A 24609-nucleotide genomic window follows, 5' to 3' on the forward strand; every position below is an offset into this window, starting at 1 on the left:
AGATTAATTTTTTTAACATAGCGTGTTACGTTATCTTTTTTGTGTGTTACCTAAAAATAAATGTTCAGGGGGAATGTATAATGGAAAATAAAATCAAAGACATCGCAGCCGCGGGCCTTCTGGTCGCCGCGGGAATACTGCTGCCGATAGCCTTTCACACTTACAAGCTGGGAGGGCCAGTGTTTCTACCCATGCATATCCCTGTACTGCTGGGGGGCTTCATGCTGTCGAAAAACCTGGCAGCCCTGATAGGGATTTCAACCCCCTTTTTAAGTTTCGTCCTTACATCGATGCCCTCTCCACCCGCCGTCTTTGCCATGATGGCCGAACTAGCTACATACGGATTTGTAAGTTCGTTTTTTTACCGCCACCGAAAATGGGGTATATACCCGGCCCTTGCCGGAACAATGCTTTCCGGAAGAATTGCCTCTATAGTTGCCAACTGGTTAATCATTGCCTGCATATTAGAAAAGCCCCTTAGCTTGGCGAAAGTAATGACGTCGCTTTTCATAACCGGCCTGCCGGGAATTCTTATTCAGCTCATCCTCATCCCCTTAATAGTGAAACTGGTCGAATCCCGAACCCCATTACAGGGGCAGGCCAGCGCTGCCGGTGGGGAAAGGAGGTAAAAACATGCCGGAATCTTTACGCCGGTTTTTCAACGATTTAGCCCCCGAATGGGATGGTAAAGTGAATCATTCCCCCGAAAAGATAAGGTTTATATTAAAGCTTACAGGAATCGCCCCGGGATTTAAAATCCTGGATGTGGGCTGCGGCACCGGGGTGCTCATCCCGTATTTAATTGAAAAAATCGGGCCTTCCGGGGAAATCACCGGTATAGATATTGCTGAAAAAATGCTGGAAAGGGCCAGGGAGAAATTCCAGGAAGCCCTTTTCCCCAACGTAAAATTCGCTCACGGGGACATAATGAATTTTGAGTCTCCGGATAAATTTGACGCGATAATCTTTTATTCGGTATTCCCTCATATTGAAGACAAACCAAAATGCATAAAAAAAACCGCCTCCCTGTTAAACCCGGGAGGCAAACTGACCATATGTCACTCGGAGAGCCGGGAAAAAATAAACGCCCTTCACCGGTCGGCAGGCTCCCCCGTGTTCCATCACCTTCTCCCGCCTGCCGACGCGGTAGCCTCCTATATGAAGCAAGCCGGTCTGGAAGTAATACATTCGATCGACAATGATGACGTATACGCAGTCATCGGTTCCTTGCCTGTATCAGGAAAGGGAATTTATAGCTGATATGATTCTCGGGACAACCTGCTTTTTTCTGGAAACAACGCGAGGCAGTAAGAAGCTGTTTCCTCCAACATCCACACCGAAAGCCCTTCTGATTAATTCCCTGTGATTACCCACAAACAGAAACTCGGAAACCTCATTGATTATATCCGTCAGCATAAGGAGCAGGAGGTCGTACTCCCTGTCGGTCCTCAGTTTTTCCATAAATTGTATCAGACGGTTTTTAAGGGATTCTGGGCTGTTGTTAAAGATATTCACCTGGCTTACTCCGATTTTGTAGTCTCCTATTTTAAACTCTTTAAAATCGGTAAAAAATATCTCCTCTTCGGTTTTCCCCTCAAGAGATGTCCCGGCCTCAAACATGGCCCTTGCGAATTTTTCAATTTCGATGCCGGCTATGCCGGCAAGTTTTTTTGCCGCTCTTATGTCTTCGCCGGTACACGTGGGCGATTTAAACATGAGCGTATCCGACAATATGGCAGCGCACATGAGGCCTGCTATTTTTTTTGAGGGCATAATATTTCTCTCTTCATAGTTCCTGCAAACTATAGTCGCGGTGCAGCCCACAGGCCGGTTTATAAAGACGATGGGCTGTCCGGTTTCCAGGCAGCCTATCCTGTGGTGGTCTATGATTTCCAGGATACTCGCCTGTTCGATACCCTCTGCAGACTGAGATTTTTCATTGTGGTCAACCAGTATTACATTTTTCCTGGTATAATCCAGTATGTGGCTCCTCGCCAGCATACCCACGGGCCTTTTCTGGCCATCCAGAACGGGGAAGTTTCTGTACCTGTATTTCAGCATTGTTTCCTTCACATCGTCAATCGTATCTTCCAGACTGAAGGTGATTAAATCTTCGGTTTTCATAATGTACCGTACGGGTAAGCTTTCATTTATCAATTTTACGGTATCAAATGTATCGTAGGGCACTTTTATTACCGTTACGCCGTTCGCTCCAGCCGTCTCCAATACATCACCCGGCACCTCATGGCCTCCTGTGACTACCAGGATTTTTATTCCGCTTTTTACAGCCATGAGTTGAACATCTTTCCTGTTGCCTACAATCAGCAGATCGCCTTCTTTTATGCGGCTTTGGATATCGTCTATCTGCATGGCGGCCACTATAATATTTCCGCTGAATACCTCTTCTTTTAAGACGAGGGCTTCGCCTTTCAGGGTTTCTACTATGTTTTTTACAGGTACTGCATATCCGGAGAAACCTGATGAAGATTCTAAGTAGACCTTTGCAATGTCCCCCAGCGTAGCAAGGCCCAGAAATTTGCCACTGTCATCCACAATGTTTATCGTCCTGGCGTTATGCTGAAGGATCATATGCCAGGCCTCAAACATTGAAGCATTTTTATTCACATTTACGGGCTTATCAAAATGTATATCGGATACTTGAGTATAAACATTTTCTATCACCCGGGGCACAGGGACGCCAAAATAGTCCAGGACAAATTGCGTTTCTCTGTTGATCGGCCCGAGCCTGGCGGGAATGTAATTATAGTCTTTTTCAGTAAGATTTTTGAAATCGCTGTATGCGATAGCAGAGCATATCGAATCGGTATCAGGATTTCTATGTCCGAACACATATATATCGCTCATTATTTCCCCTCTTCCTATTACGTTCAATGTTTTTTCACTTTGTTTCTATGGTTCGATTAAGATTATAGCACATCTTTTTCATCAAAAAAAAGCGTTCAAAACGAACGCTTTTTAGCAATTTTTCTCCGGAAAAACGCGTATCATCAGTTTTATTACAATAAAGAAAAGCGATATCGCCAAAAAAATTCCCGCCATGCCTTCAACCATTATTCTTAACGTCTCAAAAAAGACATCCAACAGAATCACCTCTTTCCTATTTAACCAGTGTAAGGATTAATCCGCCCGCTATAATAGAGCCTAACTGGCCCGCCACGTTAGCACCTACAGCCTGCATCAACACAAAGTTTGACGGGTCTTCCTGCTGGGCCATTTTTTGAATAACTCTTGCCGACATAGGAAACGCGGATATGCCCGCCGCTCCAACCATTGGATTTATTTTATTTTTAAGGAAAAGGTTAAGGATTTTTGCGAATATTACGCCGCCTGCGGTATCAAAAATAAATGCTACCAGGCCCATAGCTATTATCAGCAATGTGGCGGGGTTTAGGAACTGTTCCGCGGTCATTGTTGAACCAATGGTAATTCCGAGAAGAAGCGTAACGAGATTTGCCAGTTCGTTCTGAGCTGCTTTAGAGAGCCTGTCCAAAACGCCGGAAACCCGAATTAAATTGCCGAACATTAAAGAACCAACGAGTGCCACGCTTATTGGAGCAATTATTCCTGCTATGATAGTAATGACTATGGGAAAGAGAATCTGAACCGTTTTTGAAATTTTTATATTAAACTCAGGTCTCATATGAATTCTTCTTTCAGCCGGAGTTGTCAGCAATCTGATAACCGGCGGTTGAATAATAGGAACCAGGGACATATATGAATAAGCCGCCACCGAAATGGGTGCCAGCAAATGTCGCGCAAATTTGGTAGCCACGTAAATTGAAGTTGGGCCGTCAGCCGCACCTATTATTCCTATAGATGCCGCCTCTTTGAGGTCAAATCCAAATAAAGCCGCCATGGCCATAGTAAAGAATATACCGAATTGGGCCGCAGCCCCGAAAAAAAGCATGAAGGGTTGCTGCAGAAGAGGAGTAAAGTCAATCATAGCTCCCACGGCGATAAATATTAAAACAGGAAATAGTTCTGTCAAAATTCCTGCTTTAAATAGTAATGCCAAAAAACCATCATGGCTTATTGCCGAAGAATAAGGTATGTTTGCCAGAATTGCACCAAAGCCAATGGGCAACAAAAGCATCGGTTCGTACTCTTTTTTAATAGCAAGGTAAATCAGAACACCGCCGGTTAAAAACATAATTACCTGCGAAGGGTTTAGAGCTTTAATTCCATACAATAATTGATCCATTCTCCGTCCTCCTTAACTACAACTCATACTGCATACATTGTACATCTTGATTCCTATTAGAGCAACTTTAAATAAAATCGCTCCATGATTATATATTATTGTTTTTCTTTAAATTCCATTTTTTTCATACAAGAAGCACTTCACCAAAATTTTTTTGCCAGTTCCCTTTTTATGCCGCTTTATCGGCTTTTGCAGTTAAAAGTCTTTTCAAAACTTCCACAGCCCTCTTGAGCTGTAGATCCTCCCGGGACTCGAGTACCTCCTTTACGGCCTCATCCAGAGCTTTTTGCAGTTTTTCGCCGGCAATTCCGTCCACGGGAAACCCTTTTTTAGCCTGGAAATCCTCCACCGCCTTTTTGGTCCTGGGTCCGAATACGCCGTCGGGTTCCACCTTAAACAGGCCGAGGAACCGCAGGCGCTGCTGAAGACCCATAACGTCAAGGCCTATGCTGCCGTACTTAAGATCCCTTGTGGGCTTAAACGGCATGAAGTCTTTTGTAGGATCGGAGGTATCCTGCTTTACCTCTATATCCGGTGCTATGCCGGTCTTGTTTATATCAATCCCGTTGGGCGTGATGTATCTGGCGATCGTAAGTTTTATGCCCCCTAAAACCCCCAGGTTGATCAGCCGCTGCACGGTTGCCTTGCCGAAGGTCTTCTCCCCAACTATTACTCCGGCCTTTCTGTCTTTTATGGCTCCGGCCAGTATCTCCGATGCACTGGCAGAGCCTCCGTTTACCAGCACCACCAGCTTGAAGGGCGAAGGGTCCGAATCGGAATAATAAGCCCTGGTCTCACCGCTTTTTGAAACAACTTTGACTATGAGCCCTCTGGGAACAAATCGCCTGGCGGTTTCGACGGCCTGATCAAGAAGCCCGCCGGGATTGTTGCGCAGGTCGAGTATAATTCCCTTGACACCGCTGCTTTTGAAAGCCGCCAGTGCCTTGTCTATGTTTTCTGCGGTATTTTCGTTGAATTCGCTGATTTTTATGTACCCGATGCCGCTTTCCAGAATCCTGTACTCTATCGGGTTCACCTTGATTATTTCCCGGGTTATATCAAACTTCAAAATCTGTTTTTCGCCTTCTCTCAGGACCCCCACACTGACTTTCGTGCCTTCATTGCCCCTTAACAGCTCCGCCACTTCCGAGGTTGTAAATTTGGTCACGTCCCTCCCGCCGACTTCCACTATCCTGTCGCCGGGCTTTATTCCTGCCCTGGCTGCAGGGGAGCCTTCCAGCACCGAAACCACTGTATTAAAGCCGTCCTTTGCGGTTATAACGACGCCTATTCCGCCGAAATTTCCGCTGGTCGATCGTTCAAAATCCATCAGTTCTTTGGGCGTAAAATACTCCGAATACGGATCGTTCAAGGAGTCGACCATGCCGCGTATGGCTCCTTGAATTAACTGCAGCCTGTCCACATCCCCCGCATAATTTACATCAATGAAATCGGAGAGCTTCATCAGGAAGTCTACTTCGGGAGGTATGTCCTGCTGGTCACCGGCAGCCAGTACTTCGGGAGCAAAAATATTGAATACAATAACGGCAACCAGTAAGGTTGGAATTAATTTAAACCTTTTTTTGTTCATATGCCCTTCCTCCAATATCAAATTTACTCACATTATACCCGTCTTTAGGATGGAAATCAACAGGCCGAAGCCTAGCACTCCCGCCAGGATGAAGCCCAGAATCCCCATAATGGGAAAGCCCTGAAGATAGGGACCAGCGCTGGAGCGGATTATCAGCGAGGACCCGATTATCAGCGCGGCAACTATCATGCTGAACACCAGTCTGTTGGTCATGCGGTTAAGCTCGAAGGCGAACTTTTCAAGGCCATTATACTCAAAATCTATCTTTAGGCTTTCCCTCTTTACTTTGTCGAAAACTTCACCTATCAGGTCAGGTAAAAGGGCAAAAGACCTGGCCGCCTCGGTGAAATCAGTCCTGAGGGCCCTAGCTATATAACGTAAACTGTATCTTTCTTTCATCAACTGCCTCACAAAAGGCCTGGCTGTTTTTATAAAATCGAACTCCGGGTAAAGCTGCCTCCCAATGCCGTCAATGGTCAATATGCTCTTGGAAAGCAGGGCAAATCCCCGAGGTAACTTTATACCATGTCTGCCGGCCGTGATAAAAATTTCGTTAAGGAGTCCTGTCATGTTTATTTCTTTTAAAGTTCTGCCGTAATACCGGTCCAGCATGTCCTGGACGTCCAACTGAAACTCCCCGACATCGCTTTGTCTGCCGGGAGCTCCGATATCCAGGAGGGTATCTACAATTCTTGCTTCATCTCTATTTATAACACCTATTATAAGTTCGGCCATTTTTCCCCTGGTATAACGGTCTATCCTTCCCATCATCCCAAAGTCTATAAAGGCTATGCTGCCGTCGGGCCGTACCAATATATTACCCGGGTGCGGGTCTGCGTGGAAGAATCCATGCACGAAAATCTGCTTTAAAACGGCCCTGGCCCCGTTTTCCGCTATCTTCTTTCTGGAAACTCCCATTTGGGCAATTTTATCAAGCTGGTCCACTCTGACACCGCACACATATTCTATCGTAAGAACCCTGCGGGTTGTAAACTCCCAGAAAACCCTGGGGACATAAACGCTATCGTCTCCCTCAAAGTTCCGCCTGAACCTCTCCACATTCCACCCTTCCCGGGTAAAGTCCAGTTCCCTTTGCAGAGCCCGTGCAAATTCCTCCACCAGCCCCACCGGATCATATATGCGGCTTTCCGGGATATGTCTTTCGGCGAGCCTCGCCAGGCTGTGCAGTATATCCAGGTCTGCTTTAATTATCCATTCTATTCCCGGCCTCTGCACCTTCACCACAACGTCCTGCCCGCTGTTCAAAACAGCCCTGTGGACCTGGGCTATAGAAGCGGCTGCAAAAGGTTGGGTTTCAAAAGATGAAAACACTTCCTCAATCCTTCTCCCCAGCTCCCTCTCCACCTGCTCCTTTATCCTGTCGAACTCGACGCCGAAAACGCTATCGTGCAGCCTCTTAAGCTCGTCTATGTAATCGGGCGGTATCACGTCAGGCCTGGTCGCAAGGATCTGGCCGAACTTTACGAAGGTCGGCCCCAGTTCTTCAAGCATCAACCTGACCCTTTCAGGGACGGTTAATCTCCTGACTTTCCGGCACCTGTCCCTGCTTATCAAACGAGCAAGTCCGACCCTTTCCACCAGATAACCGAAGCCGTACTTTACGATTACGTTGATTATTTCCCTGTACCTTCTGGCATGAAGGTAGGTGGCGTTGAGCTGGCCGAACCGCAAGAATAAAACCTCCTCAATCGCATTCCATCAGCTAATATGTTAGCACCATGATCCGGAAAATGCAATTTTAATCTTATTAAACATTTATCTTGCAAATAAAAAACACCCGAGCCCGCTTAAGCATATCCGGGCAGGAGTGTTTTTCGTCGTTTCATTTTTTATAGCCTGAAGCTTCTCTGTAAAGGTCATAACCTATAGTGACGGGACCTTCTTCGCTTTCCCAAACCGTCTCAAAGGAAATCACGCCCCAGTTCTCCTGGATCCGCCTTTTTTCGTAAAAATCGCTGTCCTTATCCTTGTAAACCACCGTATAAATTTTCCCCTGAGGATCGTCTTCTACTTTCTGGATGGTGCAGGTCAGCCGGTATTCCCTGCCGTCTTTGTGCTGTGCCTTCTGTTCCCATTGCGTGCCTTTCTTCAGAGGCAGGCGGATAAGTTCCAGTTCCGAAAAGTTATCCATCATCTTCTCCGAATCTTTCCGCATTCTCAAAGATCCGTTTTTTACCTCATACTCCACCCGGAGACCAAAATCCCCCTCGGCTTCACCGCCGGAGACATCTATAACCTCCCCTTCTACTTCATAGCGAGCGGCGGTTTCGCCGCGGACTATTGACCGGAGTTCCATGGTATGGCCGTACTCGGCAAAGCCGCTGTATACCCAGCGGAATCCAGCTTTTTCGGGAAGGAGCTCTGTCAGTTCCCGTGAAAGGGGTTTTGCCTGCTGCGGTGGTTTTTTATCGGAGTCCCCGCTCCTCGTACATCCGCTTATAAATATTATAAGCAAACAGATTAATACGGCCCCTAACTCCAGCGTCTTTTTCCCAGCTGCACGATTCATATACCCGCACCTCTGAATTTGATTTTATCGAGCCGTTTTGAAATGCTCCTTTTTTATTGTTCCCCGAAAAGCCGGACTAAATTTACAGCCTTCGACCATCCGGTTCAGAAAGAATAAAAACGGCGTATCTTACCAATACGTAAAGGACCATTGTTATTGCCCAAAGCTCTAAAAATTTGGTCAAATACATAAATAGTGGATATACCTCTCCCGTTTTTGCTAAAAAAGCATATGTGCCTTTTATTGCAACGGCAGTAATGACAAATGGAAATGTTAAGGCCGAACAACTGGGATAGAATTTTAACTTCAGTATTTTAGGAATACATAACATCACTGAAATATACATAATTAGCGATAGTAAACTTAAAAAAACGACCATCGCCATATTTTTTCCCTGGAAAGAATTCAAATAACCAGCCAGACACAGACTTGCCGGGGCTGCAAAAATAGCAATGGTTGGAACAGCCGGTTCTGGTATTCCTTTTATTACCATAACCCTGTATATTATTAACGGCAGTAAAATTAAATAAGACGCAAAGCCGAGCCAGAATATGAATTGGCCCCAGCGGGCCAAACCGAATACCGGAGCAGTCACGCTGCCGCAAACTATACCCACATAAACAATAAAATAGCTCGGAAAAACTTTTTTAATGTTAAAGTTTAAAATATATTTTTTGGTAAAATAAAACATCAATACGGCGTGTATAGTTAAGCCAAGAAGCCATATACAGTAAGCTGCTGGGGAAAAATAGGGTTTTATATACGTGGATAAAATCATCATACCCATGGAAAACGTAGGCATGACGCCGGCAACCACAGGATTTTCGAAGCCCTCCGCCAATGATTTCGGCATGACAAATACTTTTATAATAAGTATAAACATTATAACAGCAGACAAAATGCCAAAAAAATTTCTATATATGTCTCCGTAAGACAATACCAGGTTACCCGCTGCTGCTGAAGCCAACATTAACCCGGCTATCGGAATTGGTATTTTATTGATAATCGTATACATTTTTTACCCCCGCATTACGCCTAACTATTTACTGCCATGTTAATTTTCTGTGCAATAGCCGGATCTTCCAGCAACCTTTCAGCAATCCATGCAGCCACTTCACCTGTTATTTGAACACAGTGAGCTTTTCTTTCGGGGCTGGTAAATTCATAGCCTTTTACAAGAACACGGCAGCATGTGCTTTTATATATACCTTTGATATGGTCATGCAGCGCAGCAGAAATTTGAAACATTTTTTCATTCATAGATTCACCGTGTTTTCTGCCGTAAGCCATGCCGAGGGCCATAGCGCCTCCGCTCACGGCTCCGCAGAGGCATCCTGACTTACCAAGGCCTATCGGAAAAGCGGATGCCATTTTTACGACGTCCTCAGGAAACGGCCAGCCGAGCAACTCATTGATGGTGTGCACCACGGCTTCCGAACAAAAAAATTCTCCGCGGACGAAATAACCTTCAGCCTTCCTGCGGACTGATTCAATTAATGCACTTTTCTCCATGAAAATTTTCCTCCAATCGTTTGAATATTTGTCTTTTCCTTCGGGGTACGAATTCCCCGCACACGGATATAATTATAGATGAATATTTTCTATAATAAAAATAAAATATCTCTATAACATCCCGTTGAACTATTATAATTGCAAATAAAGAAAAAAGTTCCGGGAAAATTTCCCGGAACGAACCTGAATTGAAACTTAATCGACTTGTTTTTGAAAAGGATTAGGTCCTTTTTGTTTTACGGCGGCACAGCGACAATGATGAGCGTGCCCGCAAGGCTTAATTTTTTCCCGATTGATGGACTGTTCTACTTTTACCGGTCTAATAAAAGTGAACATCGCTACCGGAGAAGCTCTCATCACTCCGCCACAACGAACACATATGAGTTCCAATCCCTCTTTGTCTTCATAATCTACTAACACCGGACGCCTGGCACCACAATCGCTACAAACAAAGTCGTATATAGGCATAATCAGCTGGCCCTTTCTCTTGCTGCAAGATGCTCTTTTACTAAGGAAACAGCTGCGTTGGCATCCGAACCATATTTGGCACCTATTCGGGCAGCAATCTGCTCATTCATCGCTGCTCCGCCGGTCATCACCAGATACTTGTCGGCTAGACCTTTCTCTTTAAGTAATTTCACAGTTTTCTCTGCATAGGTAACCGAGGAGTTAGTCATAACAGACATACCAATGGCTACAGCATTATTGGCTTCCGCTGCTTCTATAAACTCTTCAGGTTTAACGTTCTTGCCAAGGTCTATAACATTATAGCCATTTGCCTTCAACATAAGAACCACGAGATTTTTGCCAATGTCTTGGGTGTTTCCGCGTACCAGACCCATTACAACGGTTTCTTTCTTCCCATATCCTGATCCCGAGGCTTCCATCATCGGAGCAAGAATAGCTATAGCCTTCTCCATAGTCTTGGCAGATTTAAGCATATCGGTCACGAAACGTTCGTTGCGCTCATACAAATCGCCGACCATTTTCATTCCAAGGGATAAACCGTTGAATATGATTTGTTGAGGGGTCAAACCGAGTTCCAAACCTTTTTTAGTCCACTCTACAACCTTGTCATCATCATATTCCATAACCGCATCCGCCAGGTTAAAGTAAACCTCTTCTTCAGGAGTTTTCTTTACCTGATGGGTCTTCCGAATTCCCATTCTAACCATTTGATCGTTATCCGTTGATGCTTTGCGCATACCCGGGTGTTTGGGGTGTCCGGGCAAATAAACATCGCTCAGGTCACCAAGGGCCTCGATGTCTATCGGGTACTTGATTGACGCGCAGGTTTCAATCAACGCGCGTAAGTTTTCTTCTGGAACAGTCCAGTCAATATCACAACCGGGCATGCAGATAAATCCGCCGTTATACCCCACTTCAACAGCCAGTTTCTTTACTTCCCTGGCAACATCCTCGGGAGTGCCGTGGACTAACGTTGAGTAGGGACTGACCGTACCCATAAGTGAAATTTTATCTCCTATAGAGCGCTTGGCATGGTCTGCTCCAGGGTACATATCGCCGTTAAAGTTAACGGCGCCGGTAGTAACAATGTCGGGCCAGATGGGTTGGGTAAAGGTGCATGTATGTAGGAGCCCAATACCGCCGATTTCTTTAATATAAGCGAATAACCTCTGCTGGTAAGGCAAGCCGAATTCTCTATACATTTCCGGCGGCAAAATGTCGCAGGAGCAGAACGGGTCAAGGATATTGACGACATCAACCCCGGCTTCAAACATCATCCGGCAGACATTTTTCACAACATCAAGAGATAATTCTATAACCTCTTTAGCGAAATCCGGATCTTCAGCCAAATAGGTAAAAAAGTTGTCTGTTCCAGTAACCATCTGGGCGGTAGTAATCGGACCGCCGACGGGAGTAGCCAGTACGTGGGTATCTTTCCAGCCTTCTCTAATGAAGGTTCTTATTTCTTCTTGAATAGCTCTCAAACGGCCTTTATCCGGATTAAAACCATTCTTTAGGTAGTTATCTTTTAAACGGTAAAAAGCTTCTTTTGTAGGCGCGGGATGTTCAACTAATGAAGGTTGTGCATAAGGCAGGTATTCTAATACGGCACCCAGGTTCTCTACCGGGGTAAACAAGTCGGTTCCGGCAAGCACCACGTCTCCACCGAATTTTTGAAGAGCTTTAATTTTGGCTCTGGCCATAGCCTCACCGTCGAACATAACCTCATCAACTCTAACTCCCCCCTCGCGAATACCCCGTGTCATTAACAACGGGTTTACGGGCACCTGATCCGGCAGCTCTTTCATAGTAACTGCCGCAATAACTCTTTCCCGGCTGGTCATCTTGGGCATACTTGCTCCCTCCTTAAACTTTTTGCATTATTCGTGAATCTTAAGCAGTTCTTTAGACTTATTCGAATATACCTCACCACCTTTTTCCATAAAATTTGGCGATGACCCTGAAAAAATGTGCTCTATATTAAAGGGCGGCAATTACGGGCAATTCTGTTGAAAATGTTTTCTCTATTGCCTCTTCAATAATGTTTCGAACCGGACCAATGTAACGCAACTTTTCAAAATCATCGTTGGAGAAATTGCGGATAAAGGCAGCCCCGCGGATAGCTGCAAGCACTTCTTCTGCTGAAGACATATTGTCGAGGGGGCCGGCAATGACCGGTGCACTCTGAGCCAACTCTGTAATTAATAAGGCGATTCTAGCTTTGTTTTTATTGGCTACGGCTTCGCCCAAAGCACACAGGTCGTTTGATCCGTGCAATATTATAGAAGCAGGCAGTTCCCGCCGCACTTCCATAACATTCATTCCTTTAGCTTTGGTGTCCAGGTTGATTAACTCGACACCCAATTCTGCTATATCCTTCAGAATGGGACGAATAGCTCCGCAACTGTGAAAACAAATCGCCGCCGGGGTTAACTTTCTAAGCTGGGTCAGCAACAAATGCATATACGGACGGACAAGATTCCGGAAATCCGATGGAGAGAAAAACATACCATCCTGGTAGCCCAGATCATCGCTATAAATGATGACATCCGGTTGCTCAGGAAGCGAACTCAACATGTAGTTATAGGCATCAACAATAGATTCCAATGACCAATCCAGGAGGGCTGCAGCGATCTTCCAGTTTTTTTCAGCAATGTCTTCCATAAACCGCCAGGGGTTGCGCAACATAAAGCTCAGTTCTAAGAGGCCTGGGCAAGGAGCATCTGCAATTACAATGCCGGCGTTTCTAAATTCCGGTTCAACAAGCTGTACTTGGTTACGCCATTCAGGTTTAGGGTAATGTAAGATATCCTTGAGCCCTGCAGTTTCCAAAGGATGGCTGATTGGTGATAAGAAACCTTCGTCTCTTTGCCATTGAACGCCGAAAGCATCGGTAAAAGGTTCATCGGTCATCACCGGGGGGGCAAATAATAGACCGGTACGGATGAAATCGGATCCTAAACGGATACACTCCATTGGTGTCAAAGGCAGAGTTTCGTAAATGGAATGTGCCACCGCACTGTCTTTTCGCAAATGCGGAAGTGCACTGGCCCGAATGCCGGTAAGGGATGTTGTTCCGATGTCAATTAGTGGTGGACCGTTCCAGTCTCCGGAAAGCAATTCAGCTAACTTCATCCGGAGTGACATTACTCCATCTCCCCTGATAGCTTGAACATATTCCATAGGGGATGATTTTCCGGCAGTTTATGCCCGTCTAGTTCCTTAGCCGCAAATCCATAGAATACTTCTGCAGTCCCCGACACATGAGCTGCTATTGGGGCCTTCTCAATGATGCCGTAGTGCAAATAGTCTGCACCGGCGGCACGACAGACGGCAAGGGCCGTTGCTAAAGACAGATTTACCCATTCCCGGCCCAACTTTTTCACGCTGGTCCATTGTGGAAAACAGTTAGAAAAGGCACAACCCGCAGGATAACCGAAACGTTCCCGTACAGCCTGAATTTGTCGGATATTTAAGCCAATCGAAGGTGGATCCATGGTGCCTACATCAACAATCGGAGCTACTACACCAATCTCCTTTAACATAGGGTAATAATAGTTTTCAATCATTTCGCAAGTTCCCTCAGGGGTAGGATTACTTACATCGCTGGCAAGAATCATGACAGCAGCGGGGCGATGCCGGCCAAGTACTTCCAATTCTTCGTCTTCGGTATCCTCATTGAGTGATGCATAAATAGAACGGTTCAGAATGCCGAGTTTAGCACCCGCCTCAAGCCCGGCTATACGGGTTTCAGCCTCAGTAGCATTTATTAATAAAGGGAGGCTCGTACGCGCACTTACGAATTCCAAAAAACGTTCCATAGCTTCAGGTGAAGCGGCAATGATGTCAAAGGCCATTTGAACCCCATATCGTTTACTGAGTTTATTTACACGGTCCACCAGTTCCGCCGCCCGGGATTGATCAAACTCACCGGCGAAAGGATCAGAAACAATAGAGTGTTTGTCGTAGAAAATACTCCCTACCACCAAGCCGGTTGTTAAACCGAACGGCCCTCCTATCATTGCGTCACCAATCTTAATTACATGACATTCTGCCAACTTCAATTCCCCCTTATATATAATAAGATCAAAGGAATCACCAAAGCCACCAATATCAGGAGCCCCACTCCAAGTAATACCGGCGTTATCTCAAATGCAAACGGCCACGAAATCCGTTGCACCCATTTTGTAATAATTTGATTTTTGTGATTATTCTATATATCAAAAAAATACAACTCCTTATGAAAATTTGAGACGTGTAAAAAAGAAATAACAGCAAACAAAATTGTTATAGATTTTACGGAAGGTATAAAAATGTTCGAATGCATAGTATAGATCCAATTTTATTTTAAATCGCATTATTTTGTATGTCAATATATTATATCGTATATATTTTGTTATCATTGTATAACATTGTATAATTGTTGAAATATGTATTTTGCTTGATATTTTCAATACTCTGTAGTATCATTTTATTATTAATAATAGAATAGTGGAGCAGTGGTTAATATGAACGAAGAACTACTAACCGTAGAAGAGGTAGCAAAAATTCTGCGAACAACCACTAATACAATCTATAGATGGCTAAGAGCCGGAAAACTCCCCGGTATCAAACTAGGCAAAGAGTGGCGCATAAGAAAAGAAACCCTGGCTTCAAAACTAAATGAAACCAATTCCACCAGTATCAAAGGGCAGCGTTTTTTGGATAAAATCGGCCCTCATAGCGACCATGTGTTGGCGGTTACCCGCAAAACACACGATCTGTATAATCTTGAAGCGGAGTTTTTTAAAAAGGGGTTATCCAGAGGATATAGATTGTTTAAAGGGTGCTGGTGGCAAAAACCCGATGACGCAAGAAGGGAACTGTCTATTAGAGGGTTACCTATTGAGGAGCTTGAAGCAAAAAATGCCCTTACCATTGTTGACCTGACTGATTATTATAATCGTTCAGGGAAAAATGGACCGGTTCAGGTATGGTCGGAGGAAGCAAGAAAAACTTTTGAATTGGGATATAAGACTATGTGGGGTTCAGGTTCGCCTCACCTGCTGTCCTTGGGAGGACATTTCCGAAACCTAATCGAATTTGAAAGTTCACTGGATGATGCCCTTAGAAAGCTGCCGGTTGTTGGAATCTGTCCTTACATTTTTGATGATTTTACCGGCGACTATTTTGAACAGTTGATTGATTTGATGAACCTTCATTCAAGTGTTATTTTTTACAATAACGGATCGGCGACTTATTTAAAAAATCAACCGGCTTAAGACTGGAGAACAACCCGAGCACCTGGCGGAGTTTCTCCGGCCACAAACATTGAAGACGGCCCGATAGGACCGTCCTCAAATTTTATGTAATAATTTTATGGTTATATTATGATATTATAGCCGTGCTATAGGATCTCAGATTCCCATCTTTATCCAACCACAAGCGGACATTTTTTTCCTCCTCATTAAAGCGGTATGCCTGTCCACCTACAAGAATTAAAGCGTTCTCAAAGGCATATCCAACAGTCACCACAGCTTTCGGGCCGGTCACCACCCTGGTGGCGGCCCCGCCTTTGGCCCCCAGCTCTCCTACATGCACATCCCCGCCGGCGTGTATCTCGCCACCGCGAAATACCCCGGATACAGTAACTTTCTTACCAGCCTCAATCCGGGAAATATAACAACCGCTGCCCACCACCCGGACATCGCCGGTAGCTATTACTGTAGAATTGTGGACGCTTGACGCCTCCACATCACTTTCAGTAGACGGCGAGAACGCAAAGGCCTGTTCCCATTCCCCGGCTCGTTGCGCCAATGTTTCGATCTCCTGGAGGTCACGCACTGCCAGCGGGGAACGAACCAGAGCCCGTTCGACTTCTCGGATAAATTCTTCCAGGCCTTCAGCGGCCATTCCCGGGGGCATTGTCTCAACCTGCTTTCTGAAGGTACTGGCGGCACCAGGAAGATGGCGAAACTTCCCCTCCAACAATAACTTTACCAGAGGGCCGATACCGCCTTTAAGATCGCCTTGTTTGAACGCCGGGTGCCCCAGTAACTGCTGGATAGCCATGGTCATCTCTTGAAGACCGACCGCTAAAGCATGAACCTGCGGCAACATCCGTTGTAGAAAAGCAGGAACTCTTCCTGCGATAACCACCGATGATAGGATATTCCCACTGATCAGGATGGATCCAGCAGCTTGAACCCTCGCACCGGAGACCAAGCCTCCCACCCTAACATTCCCGCCGGCTTCTACCACCATCCTTTCTGTCACGTTACCGGCAATTAGGATATCGCCTTTAAAGACAATGTTACCTGAAGCAAGGTCTACATCACCATTATGTACCAGCTCAGGTAATACGCTTACCTTTACCAAGTTGCGAAAACAGGAGACAGCGGGACGTCCAGATCGGGCCGCTATGACCCGTTCACCATCTCCGGTAAGCACCGCTCCTTCACCTGCAGAAAGAGTAAAGTCGCGGGGCGACGGCGGCACAATCACCTCACCCTTGACGCTGGTGCCAGGGCGTCCCGGTTCTGGAGGGTGTTTGACAGCAAGGATTTCTCCCGCCTCCACCGACGTAAAAACATAGCGTTTCCGGAAATCCACCGCGTCATCTTGCTCCGTCACTACCGGCACCTTGGGATTAAGGGGAAAAAGTAATTCTACCCGTCCGTCCTTTGCCGGCTCTGCAGGAATACCTCTGGCAACAACCACCTCTTCTTCAGCGCAGGATGTAACAACTCTGAAGCATGTTTCCCAGTCTATTCCATAATTAATCCCCAGACGGGATAACTCCTGCAATAGTTCATCCCATGTAAGTGGGGGATGTCGTTCTTCTCGCTTTACTACCGATAGTTGCAGTATCCTGGCTGGCGGGAGATCCGGTAATTCCCGGTGAAGTACTACCGTAGGACGTATTCGCAAAATCGCTTGTAGGCCATCGGAAGAAATGGTCACGGACCATTCCCCTTGTCTTCTCTCTTTCACCGTTTCCAACCGCACCGTATCCTTCATGGATACGGGGGTGGGTTGAGTGCACTCCCGGCCGTTAATAATCAATCTTGCTCCCGGGCAAGGCACCACCACCGGGTAAGGTCCCTCCGGCCGGTGCCGGACAATCAGGCACCCCTGTTTAACTAAAGCATACGGCCCCACCGCTTCTTCTTCCAAAAAAGCTTTGTCGACTATATCAGCTGTTGCTATGAGGGCGTCGCGGGTAATCTCCTCCTTCATTTAGGAACTCACCTCTCGCCTAAGCGTTGGGATTTGTCTTCAGTACTTCCAGCACTTGAAAAAAGCCTATCACTTCCAGGTCTTCTCGAATAAGATCCGGGATATTAACAATTTTCAGGGTGCGCCCTTGACTGAAAAAGTGCCTTGCCTGGCTCAGAAGCATTCCCACCCCGGAAGAATCTATGAACCGAAGTCCCTGCAGATCTATCTCCACCACTTCCTCCGGCCGACGCTGAATTTCCTGTTGTAACTGATCCACGTTGCTAAAATCCAGTTCGCCTTCCACCTCCAGGATTGCCATTCCTTTCTGTTGCCGGACTCTAATCTCCAACCCTTTCACCTGCCTTTCCCGTCACTTTCATAACAACCAGTGTCACGTCATCCTTTTGAGGAAAACCGCGGGTAAATGTCTCCAGGTCAGATAAAATATTTTTTTTCATCCTGTCCGCCCCAGCGCCATACTGAAGACGTACTATCTCCCTCAATCGTTCCTGCCCGTATCTTTGTTCCCCCGGCCCACAGGCCTCCACAAGTCCATCGGTATACAGCACCACCGCATCTCCGGCGGCAAGAGAAAATTCCTCCACCCCTGACCCAAGGTAATCTTCCAACAGGCCCAAGGCGACTCCCCGGCACCGGACCACTTTCACCTCGCCGTCAGATAGAAGGATGGGAGGGTGGTGCCCTGCATTGACACAGGAGAGGCGTCCCGTTATCCCGTCGTAACACAGTAGGCATAGCGTGGCAAAAGCCCCGCATTTCCGCAGTTCATACCCTCCCACCTTGTTTAACCGGCGCACTACTTCCAGAGGATGGGGATTAACCCTGATACACTCCCGGAGCATATGGCGGATTGTTTCCATCAGCCGGGCCGCATGGAATCCTTTACCCATTACATCTCCAATGACAGCGAACACGGTTCTCTTGTCGCAGGAAATAAACTCAAAGAAATCTCCCCCGACCTGGCCGGCTGGCAGGCTGCACCCACTACCTTCCAACCTGTAGGCACTTAGTATTTTCTCATTACCAGTAATCACTTCTATCATTCTACTCCTCCCTCTCTTCTCCGACTGGAGCGGTGTTTTGCTCCAGGAGCCTGTCAAGCCCTACCAGCCGCATCACCTCCGCCACATCAGGTTGCGGCCTCAAAATCAGCATCTTGCCTCCCTTTTGTCGCCAATCGTTGTTAATGTCCAGTAAACTTTTCAAACCGGTGGAATCAACGAAAGATACACCTGACAGGTCCACTTCCAGCGTGCGTTCCCTCACTGTCCCAACAACTTCTTGCAATTGCGGTACCGTTTCTACGTCCAATTCACCATTCAGCACTACCCGGCACACTCCCCGGGCAACGGAAACATCCACTTTCAGCAATCAAATCACCTTCTTCATTGATCTTTTCCGGTTTTAACTTATTGCAGGCACAACATAAAAGTCCATGGCCAGGGTGGTACCTGACGGTCCTGTATTAAGGTGGAGGTAGTCCGCATAGTAGAGCATCAGGGTAAATCCGCACCCCAAGGAATTCTTGGTTGAATAATGTTGCATCAGCGTTGCCCGTGTCAACTCGCTTTTTTTGATTCCCGGACCTTTGTCCTGCACAACAACCCTGACGGTATCCCCTGACTGTCTAGCTTGCCAGCACCCGCCCCCCGCATGTTTGAGAGCGTTAGTCAGCGCCTCTGACAAGCACAGGGCGATCGCGTGCCACCTGCGCCTGTCAATAGAAGGTAAAAATTCCTGTATTATCCGGCGGGCTTCCGGAATGTCAAGGGTCTGCCGTACCTCACCCTTGACCAGTTCTGTCCCTTCTGATACCACTTTCTCAATCTCTTCACCATTCGCGAGGTTCAGCCGGCCCCCCGTCACCGCCGCTATAGCCTCCCGGTAAGCCTGCATCTCCTGCCGGTGCATCTTTCTCTCCTTTTCAATCACCTCTGTAATGTCAAAGGCCAGCAGTCCTCCGCTCTTGTGGTCGAACGGCACGCCGTGGAGGTCAAACACCTTTTGCCCGTCTTCGCTGATGATTACTTCACGCCGGTGTTCTGCTTGGCGGATAGCCTGACGCATCAGTTTTTCCGCTTCTTGCATGGGTAGGGCCAGGTCGGCTTGACCTGAAAGGTAGCGGAAGCGCCCCCCTTCATATTTCATAACCTTCCCCACCTTGAGAGCGTTAATTAGTTCGGATTTCTCCACTTCAGCCAGCAGCTTCTCCCTGACAAGGTCCTGAAGGTGCTCCGGCAAGCGCCTGGTAATCTCCTTAACTAGCTCACCGGCGCTTCCTCCCAGCAACTGATATTCCTCCTTGCTAAGACGGAAGGCGGTTTCTTGGTTCCGGTGGACATACAGGATATCAAAAACATGTACATTATTTTTCCCTTTGAACGGCACCCCGGCCACCTCAACCCACAAGCTATCCTGCAGCCTGATTTTATACCGGCCCGGAATTGGAGCTTCCGTTTCCAGCCCAAACTCCCTGGTACTTAACACCAGAATGTGGCCTGGATACTGCTTGCCATACTCATCTTCCAGTAATACCCGAACAGGCGGCGAAGGCACCCGCCGAAGGGGACCTGCCGGAATAAAGTAATTGCATTCCACACAATTACGGTTTGGTTCTTTTTTCGCGCATTCAAGACACCGTCGCATCTTTTCACCTCCTTTATACCGTGAAATAACCGTAAAATATTACGAGCCACCTTCTCTTTTTTGTAAAATAGAGATTGGCAAACCATCAATACAGGATGGGAGAAAATGGCTCGGTAAATTGATTAACTTTTAATCTTTTTATTAAAGGCAGCAGATTATTACTTGTCGCCTCATTTCAGGCCGCAATGGTTGAAAACCACCACCTTTAACATCGCCTGACATCAAGATATCACCTGAAAAATTTATACTGCCACTCTCCGTATTTACTTTACCGAAATGTTAATCCTTTTGATAAATCATTGCCAACAACTGCTATTAAAGCTTCTACAATCTCCGGATCAAATTGGGTTCCGCTGCACCTTTTTAACTCTTTGCATGCTTCAATAACGGTAATCTTTTTTCGGTAAACCCTATTTGAAGTCATTGCGTCGAACGCATCCGCTACCGCGATTATCCGTGCCCCTAAGGGTATATTTTTACCTTCAAGTTTTGTTTCGGGGTACCCATTGCCATCAAAATATTTATGGTGATAAAGCACATTCTCCGCCAGCTGTTGGTATCGCGGAACTTGAGCCAGTATTGAAGCACCTATAAGCGGGTGCCTTTTTATTTCATACCACTCACTTTCTGTAAGAGGTGAACTTTTATTAAGTATAGATTCTCTAACGCCGATTTTCCCGATATCATGGAGAAAGGCCGAATAATATACTTCATTTACTTCTGAAGAAGACAGACCCATGAAGCGAGCAATTTTTTGAGCGATTTCTGCAACATTTCTTGAATGGTTATACAAAAAGTCATCTTTTGCTTCAATAGCACTAACTAAGGCACTCAACGTTCCAGTGTAAACTTGTTCAACTTCCTTACTTTGACTTTTAACAAATTTACTACTGCTGATTAACTCAACGAGCATTGTTCTAAATTGTAAACCCGCCGTATAAACCAGCCCAAAAACTATCGGATAAAGCACAAATCCATATATAGCAAGATTTCCGGAATGTTCTTTTAAGTGAACATAAAAAGATAAAAAGATAAATACCGGCAGGCAAGTCCAGCTCCACTTTGTAGAAAAGCTTATAGCGGATAGAAAAATAAGAATTATGTAGAAAACTGGCGAAAATATGATAAAATCCGGCTCTACGAAATAAAACAAAAAAGCGGCTAATACAAGCGTAAAAACTATGACTCTTGTCTTTGCCTCATAATTCCATTTTGAAAATAATCTCATAAAAATCCCCCTACTGCAAAAAAGCAGAGGTATAGTTTTTAAAATTTATGAATGTTATTTATGTTCGTTATCCAATATCTTATAAATTTGACAAGATTTTTAATCTTGCACAACAACATTTTAGTATTATTGACCTGAAATTATAGGTAATTTTTACTATTATATACACCTTTATACTATATACTGAAAGTAAATTAAAATTCAATTCTTCCGGAGGTCCCGTTTATAACAATTTTCATCATCATTCATCACATTTTTTGCAATCATCCATGGAACTTTTATCATTATTGATGGAATTATGTCGAAGTTTCTTTTTTAGTATTATGATATATAAATAAGGTGACATAAGTAATATTTACAGGTATTTTTTTTAAACATAAGATAATTTTGTACAAACTAAAAGAAGAAATTTCCGTTGATTGTCCTGATTATTAATAATAAGGTACTTTTAGACCTCAATGAAACAGGTTTATCTTATCCCTTCTGCAGTTATATTATGCTAGGCACTATTAATTACGATATGGGGGTGTGCAATGCTAAATATACTTCTTGTGGATCCCAACAATGATAGAAATTCTAAAATGTCAAAAAAAATAAGACAGACGGGCCATCGAGTAAAAGCATGCAGAGATTTTCATGAAGCGGTTCAATTGTTAAAGGAGGATAATTTTGATGCGATAATAGAGAGAGTAACTTCCTCTGACTTTTTCATAACAAATTGTTCACCCTTTTATTTCGATTATAACAAGAGCAAGTATATAGCCCATTATATTGGAGACGGTGAAAATACCGCAAATAAAGAATTTATCGAAATAGTTACTAAATTGGCTTTTAATAACCTTAAAGAAACGAAAGACAATATTTTTTTATATGCAGACAAGAATGTAGACGTAATGATAATCGAGCCGACAACAATTTTACGTATAGGGCTCAGGACGATAATAGAGGGCACCTCTTTTTTAAATTATGCTGGTGAGGCGAAGACTGCATATGATGCTGTCCCCTTGTTAGAAGAAATACACACAGACGTTATTCTGATTGGGGTAAACTTGAAAGATGGTAAGGAGGTCGACGCATGTAAACTAATTAAAGTTCGGTATCCTAATATGAGTATTGTAGTTTTTTGCAACATTGAAGATCAGGAGATAGCTTTCCCATACATTAGAGATTGGGCGGATGCCATTTTGCTTAAAAATTGCGACAAAACCGATCTAATATATGCAATAATAAAAGTAGTTCAAGGCGGAAAATTTATTGATGCAAAAATTGTTAAAGAGCTACTTGTGAAGTCCAATAGCGAGGTTGGCAAAAACCCGCTAAACCTTTTAACAGCTCAAGAACAAAAGGTTTTTCAACGGCTGGCTTTAGGAAAAACAAACAAGGAGATTGCTAGTGAACTGTATTTATCGCCGGCGACAGTAAGAAATTATGTGTCAAAGATTCTGCGCAAGCTTAATTTGCCCAACCGGTCAGCCGTGGTATCGTACGCGTTGAAAAATTTATACATTCAAAAATAAAAAGTTCCGGGAAATTTTCCCGGAACCTGAATAATTTATTTTCCGCCTTCTATTGAAGCATAAATAAAATCCGGATCGGAACCGCTCGAGAAGGTTCTGACGAGGTCTTTTACGTAATCCTTCTTCACCCATACCTTCTCCCTGAAGTAGAGAGGAACAACAGCACCTTTTTCAAGGAGGTATTTTTCAGCTTCAAACAATATTTCATTTCTCTTTGCAAAATCGGAAGTGTTTTTTGCTGCATTGCAAAGTTCATTGTACTTTTCGTCGGTCCAGCCGCTGTTGATCATGCCCTCGCTCATTGTCCAGTAATCCAGGTAAGTCATCGGATCATCATAATCGGGACCCCAGCGGGTTATCATGACTTCGTAATCGCCGCTTCTCATTCTCTGAAGTCTTTCTTTAAAGGTTACGATTTTTATATTGACGTTTATACCTAAGTTTTTAACAAGCATATCCTGTATGGCTTCTATACCCTCTTTTGTACCTGAACTGTCATCTACAGTTATTTCAATGTTTATCTGGGAAGGATCGGTAATTCCCAATTCCTGCATTGCTTTGTTCAGAAGTTCTTTCGCTTTTGCCACATCAGCTTTTTTTGTATAGAATTCATAGGGGAATTCTTCCGCAAATTTTTTCTCAAGACCGGAAAGTGTCGGCGGAATATATCTGGTGGCAGGTTTTGAAACACCCTTAAACGCCATGTTTATATAATCTTCCCTGTCGATAGCAAAACCTATAGCTTTTCTAAAATTTTCATTGGCAAGATAGGGTTTGCCTTCTTTCTTCATGTTGAATCTTATGAAATATTCAAAGCTGTCCATATATGTTAAAGCATTACCTTCGCTTTTCACCTTCTCCACAAGTGGCGTAGGGACGTCGGCAAAGTCAAGTTCGTCGTTTTCAAACATCTGGTAAGCAGTATTGGGGTCGGTTATTATTAATATCCTCACCTTTTCAAGTTTTATTTTGTCCTTTGCCCAGTAGTTCGGATTTTTAACGAGTACTATCTCCTGTTCGTGCTTCCACTCTTTTATGATGAAAGGCCCGTTGTAGACCATCTTGTCCGCATCGGCGGCATATTTTTCAGCGTACTTTTCTACTAACTCCTTCTTTGACGGTAGAAATGAAATGAACCCTAAAAGGCTTTCAATATATTTGGTAGGCGATTTCAACGTGATCTGCAGCGTCTTTTCATCAAGAGCTTTTACACCCACCTGATTCGGATCATTTATTTTCCCCAAATTGTATTCTTCTCCATTCAGGATGTAATAGCCCTGATTTGCATATCCGGAAGCTAATTTAGGATCGAGCAGCCTTTTAATAGAATATTCAAAGTCATAAGCCGTTACCTTGGAACCGTCGCTCCATTTGGCATCCCTTAAATGGAAGGTATAGACTTTTTTGTCTTCGGATACATCCCATCTTTCCGCCATTCCCGGATATACTTTTCCGTCGTAATACCTTACTAACCCTTCAAATACAGCATTACCCACGATAATAGAATATTGGTCGGTTGCCAACTGAGGATCAAGGGTTGGCGGTTCCGATGGAATTGAAAATACTAATTCCTTGGATGATTTTGTAGCAGTATTGGAGCATCCAGTCAAAATACCCGCTACGATTAACATTGACAGTAAAATCGCTGTAAGTTTTTTAAGCATAAAAACCCCC

The 24609-nt window shown here is 44.9% G+C and carries 22 protein-coding genes; 4 read left to right on the top strand and 18 right to left on the bottom strand.

Annotated features, from left to right (window positions below; translation table 11 throughout):
* Window positions 1-80 precede the first annotated feature (80 nt).
* A complete protein-coding gene (locus tag LZ11_RS01870; RefSeq protein ID WP_148866105.1) occupies window positions 81-629 on the top strand; it encodes an ECF transporter S component in 549 nt (182 codons plus the stop codon).
* Between the two features lie 4 nt (window positions 630-633).
* Complete coding sequence (locus LZ11_RS01875; RefSeq protein ID WP_148866107.1) at window positions 634-1260, top strand: class I SAM-dependent DNA methyltransferase; 627 nt, start codon at window positions 634-636, stop codon at window positions 1258-1260.
* On the opposite strand, the gene LZ11_RS01880 is transcribed toward LZ11_RS01875, so the two are convergent.
* From LZ11_RS01880 to LZ11_RS01930, 11 genes are all read right to left on the bottom strand, one after another.
* A complete protein-coding gene (locus LZ11_RS01880) occupies window positions 1237-2865 on the bottom strand; it encodes a putative manganese-dependent inorganic diphosphatase (protein WP_148866109.1) in 1629 nt (542 codons plus the stop codon). The genes LZ11_RS01875 and LZ11_RS01880 overlap by 24 nt on opposite strands.
* A 111-nt stretch (window positions 2866-2976) precedes the next feature.
* Window positions 2977-3072 carry an OadG-related small transporter subunit gene (locus LZ11_RS12965; RefSeq protein WP_342782580.1) on the bottom strand — a complete coding sequence of 32 codons (96 nt, stop codon included), beginning with the start codon at window positions 3070-3072 and terminating at the stop codon, window positions 2977-2979.
* Between the two features lie 46 nt (window positions 3073-3118).
* The gene (locus tag LZ11_RS01885) at window positions 3119-4222 is read right to left on the bottom strand and encodes a sodium ion-translocating decarboxylase subunit beta (protein ID WP_148866111.1); all 1104 of its coding nucleotides are present in this window, start codon (window positions 4220-4222) and stop codon (window positions 3119-3121) included.
* A 169-nt stretch (window positions 4223-4391) separates the two neighbouring features.
* Complete coding sequence (locus tag LZ11_RS01890; protein ID WP_148866112.1) at window positions 4392-5813, bottom strand: S41 family peptidase; 1422 nt, start codon at window positions 5811-5813, stop codon at window positions 4392-4394.
* 27 nt (window positions 5814-5840) lie between these two features.
* Window positions 5841-7505, bottom strand: coding sequence for a 2-polyprenylphenol 6-hydroxylase (gene ubiB, locus LZ11_RS01895; RefSeq protein WP_148866114.1), 1665 nt, complete (start codon window positions 7503-7505; stop codon window positions 5841-5843).
* A 151-nt stretch (window positions 7506-7656) separates the two neighbouring features.
* Entirely contained in the window at window positions 7657-8343 is a 687-nt protein-coding gene (locus LZ11_RS01900; RefSeq protein WP_148866116.1) for a hypothetical protein, read from the bottom strand.
* An 82-nt stretch (window positions 8344-8425) separates the two neighbouring features.
* Entirely contained in the window at window positions 8426-9358 is a 933-nt protein-coding gene (locus tag LZ11_RS01905) for a TDT family transporter (RefSeq protein WP_148866118.1), read from the bottom strand.
* Window positions 9359-9378: 20 nt separating this feature from the next.
* Entirely contained in the window at window positions 9379-9855 is a 477-nt protein-coding gene (locus tag LZ11_RS01910; protein WP_148866120.1) for a C-GCAxxG-C-C family protein, read from the bottom strand.
* Between the two features lie 470 nt (window positions 9856-10325).
* Window positions 10326-12176 (bottom strand): MtaA/CmuA family methyltransferase, encoded by a 1851-nt coding sequence (locus LZ11_RS01920; protein ID WP_148866124.1) that lies wholly within the window; start codon window positions 12174-12176, stop codon window positions 10326-10328.
* Between the two features lie 127 nt (window positions 12177-12303).
* Entirely contained in the window at window positions 12304-13458 is a 1155-nt protein-coding gene (locus LZ11_RS01925; protein ID WP_246110673.1) for a uroporphyrinogen decarboxylase family protein, read from the bottom strand.
* 11 nt (window positions 13459-13469) lie between these two features.
* On the bottom strand, window positions 13470-14381 hold the full coding sequence (locus tag LZ11_RS01930) for a tetrahydromethanopterin S-methyltransferase subunit H family protein (RefSeq protein ID WP_148866128.1): 912 nt from the start codon (window positions 14379-14381) through the stop codon (window positions 13470-13472).
* Between the two features lie 450 nt (window positions 14382-14831).
* Here LZ11_RS01930 and LZ11_RS01940 point away from each other — a divergent pair, with 450 nt between their 5' ends.
* On the top strand, window positions 14832-15584 hold the full coding sequence (locus LZ11_RS01940; RefSeq protein ID WP_148866130.1) for an MEDS domain-containing protein: 753 nt from the start codon (window positions 14832-14834) through the stop codon (window positions 15582-15584).
* 106 nt (window positions 15585-15690) lie between these two features.
* Here LZ11_RS01940 and LZ11_RS01945 read toward each other — a convergent pair whose 3' ends face one another.
* The 6 genes from LZ11_RS01945 to LZ11_RS01970 form a co-directional block, all read right to left on the bottom strand.
* Window positions 15691-17541: a flagellar assembly protein A gene (locus LZ11_RS01945; protein WP_148866132.1), complete on the bottom strand. Its 1851-nt coding sequence runs from the start codon at window positions 17539-17541 to the stop codon at window positions 15691-15693.
* A 19-nt stretch (window positions 17542-17560) separates the two neighbouring features.
* Window positions 17561-17881 (bottom strand): anti-sigma factor antagonist, encoded by a 321-nt coding sequence (locus LZ11_RS01950; protein ID WP_170240260.1) that lies wholly within the window; start codon window positions 17879-17881, stop codon window positions 17561-17563.
* The gene (locus LZ11_RS01955; protein ID WP_148866136.1) at window positions 17862-18587 is read right to left on the bottom strand and encodes a PP2C family protein-serine/threonine phosphatase; all 726 of its coding nucleotides are present in this window, start codon (window positions 18585-18587) and stop codon (window positions 17862-17864) included. The genes LZ11_RS01950 and LZ11_RS01955 overlap by 20 nt, the downstream gene beginning before the upstream one ends.
* A 1-nt stretch (window position 18588) precedes the next feature.
* The gene (locus LZ11_RS01960; protein ID WP_246110675.1) at window positions 18589-18906 is read right to left on the bottom strand and encodes an STAS domain-containing protein; all 318 of its coding nucleotides are present in this window, start codon (window positions 18904-18906) and stop codon (window positions 18589-18591) included.
* Window positions 18907-18948: 42 nt separating this feature from the next.
* The gene (locus tag LZ11_RS01965) at window positions 18949-20190 is read right to left on the bottom strand and encodes an ATP-binding protein (protein WP_148866139.1); all 1242 of its coding nucleotides are present in this window, start codon (window positions 20188-20190) and stop codon (window positions 18949-18951) included.
* A 268-nt stretch (window positions 20191-20458) separates the two neighbouring features.
* The gene (locus LZ11_RS01970) at window positions 20459-21418 is read right to left on the bottom strand and encodes an HD-GYP domain-containing protein (protein ID WP_148866141.1); all 960 of its coding nucleotides are present in this window, start codon (window positions 21416-21418) and stop codon (window positions 20459-20461) included.
* Window positions 21419-21951: 533 nt separating this feature from the next.
* On the opposite strand from LZ11_RS01970, the gene LZ11_RS12830 reads away from it, so the two are divergent.
* Window positions 21952-22935 (top strand): response regulator transcription factor, encoded by a 984-nt coding sequence (locus tag LZ11_RS12830; protein WP_148866143.1) that lies wholly within the window; start codon window positions 21952-21954, stop codon window positions 22933-22935.
* Window positions 22936-22970: 35 nt separating this feature from the next.
* Here LZ11_RS12830 and LZ11_RS01980 read toward each other — a convergent pair whose 3' ends face one another.
* A complete protein-coding gene (locus tag LZ11_RS01980) occupies window positions 22971-24599 on the bottom strand; it encodes a peptide ABC transporter substrate-binding protein (protein WP_148866145.1) in 1629 nt (542 codons plus the stop codon).
* Window positions 24600-24609 lie beyond the last annotated feature (10 nt).

Source organism: Thermosediminibacter litoriperuensis, assembly GCF_008124715.1.
In the GTDB taxonomy this organism is placed as follows: domain Bacteria; phylum Bacillota; class Thermosediminibacteria; order Thermosediminibacterales; family Thermosediminibacteraceae; genus Thermosediminibacter; species Thermosediminibacter litoriperuensis.